At 65.9% G+C, this 1,499-nt stretch carries 2 protein-coding genes; both read right to left on the minus strand.

Features of this window, described 5'->3' with window-relative positions; genetic code table 11:
• Window positions 1–70 precede the first annotated feature (70 nt).
• On the minus strand, window positions 71–334 hold the full coding sequence (locus ABT116_RS51195) for a TtfA family protein (RefSeq protein ID WP_502984068.1): 264 nt from the start codon (window positions 332–334) through the stop codon (window positions 71–73).
• Window positions 335–411: 77 nt separating this feature from the next.
• On the minus strand, window positions 412–1,254 hold the full coding sequence (locus tag ABT116_RS45580) for a hypothetical protein (protein WP_351646994.1): 843 nt from the start codon (window positions 1,252–1,254) through the stop codon (window positions 412–414).
• Window positions 1,255–1,499: the final 245 nt, after the last annotated feature.

The raw sequence follows: 1,499 nt of genomic DNA on the forward strand, positions 1-1,499 counted from the left end.
CCGGGCTGCACGGCGCCGCGCTCCTGATCTCGCGGGCCGTGACCGGGTGGCTGTTCGTCCTGCACGGCCTCTACAAGTTCGGCCTCACCATGGACAGGTAGACGAGGCGGCCTCGGACGACGTCGGTGGCTGTGAGGTAGTCCTGCTTGGCCATGACCGCGCGGTGCCATTCGCCTGCCAGCTGATCGTCAGTGGCCGTGTACGTGTAACCCTGCGCCTTGGCCCAGATCTGACGCACTCGCCCGGATTGATCTCGCCTCGTCCTGTCGACGTACAGAAGCGCACCCGCGCCTGCGAGTGCAATTGCTGCCAGTCCGAACCACATTCCAGTCATCACCCTCCAGGGTAGCGACTCGCGGCTTCAACCTCCCGCGACACCCTGGTGGACTCGCCCGATGTGTCGTGAACGACTCAGTTGCCGAACTTCGGCAGCGACGTACTCAGAATCGTGTTGGCGGTCATCGTCCCGTTCTCCACCGGCGTTCCGTCGACGACGATGTTGTCCCCCGGTTGCAGATCGGCGATGGTGGCACGGTTGAGCGCGATGAGCGTGGTGTCCGCAGTGGTCAGGATCGTCACCTGCGAGCCGCCGATCGAATCGATGACCAATGTGCCGCCGTCATTCGACTTGACGGTGCCGACGGCTCCCCCGGCGTCACCGATGACTTCGCCGAGCCCGCCCGGAAGCTGGCTGAGCGGGGAATCCGTCGTCGGAGTCGGTGCCGTGGTGCTCGCCTTCGGCGGTGTGGTGGTCGGCGCCTGCGTCGTGGTCGTCGGGGGAACGAAAGCGGTCTGGGTGCCCTTGTCGTTCGAACCGAACGCCGAGAACGCGACGATCGCGATCACGGCGACCAGGATCCCGACCACGCCGGCGGCCACCCATGTCGCGAGCTTGCGCTTCTTGCCGCCTCCCGACGACCCGTCCTCGATGAACGGCTGTTCCGGCGGGACACCACCGCCACCACCGGCAACCGGATACTGCTGTGTATTTCCGTACTGCTGCGTATTTCCGTACTGATCCGTGGTCCCGTACTGCTGGGCCGTGTACGGCGGATAGGCCTGCGTCGCTCCGGGCGGCGGCGCCTGCGGATCGAACTGCGGGTTGTAGGCAGGGAACGCCTGAGTGGGATTCGGCTGCTGCCCCTGCTGCCCCAAGTACTCCGTGTTCTGATCCGGGCCACCGTAGGGATACTGCTGTGCCCCCGGCTGCTGACCGAAATACTCCGTCGGCTGGTTCGGATTCTGGCCGGACACCGTCCCGTACTGCTCCGTCGGCTGGTCGGGCGTACGCCCCCACACCTCGGTCGCCTCGGGATCCTCACGGCGCGGCCCACCCGAGTTACGCGGATCGTTCTGATCGGTCATGCCTGGCTCACCTTCGGTTGGGACGAAAGAGCGTCGAAGTCGTTCGGAGAGGCGCGAGCCGCAAGGACAGGCCGTTCTTCGTCAACGAGACGCGCGGCAAGGACACTCTGTTCGAGACGACGGGCAGCGGCGAG

It is taken from the genome of Streptomyces sp. NPDC002130 (assembly GCF_040296465.1).
Taxonomy (GTDB): Bacteria; Actinomycetota; Actinomycetes; order Streptomycetales; family Streptomycetaceae; genus Streptomyces.

Bases quoted from the DNA above. Each gene is read 5' to 3' on its own strand.
- ABT116_RS51195 (WP_502984068.1), bottom strand. From the start codon at position 334: ATGACTGGAATGTGGTTCGGACTGGCAGCAATTGCACTCGCAGGCGCG.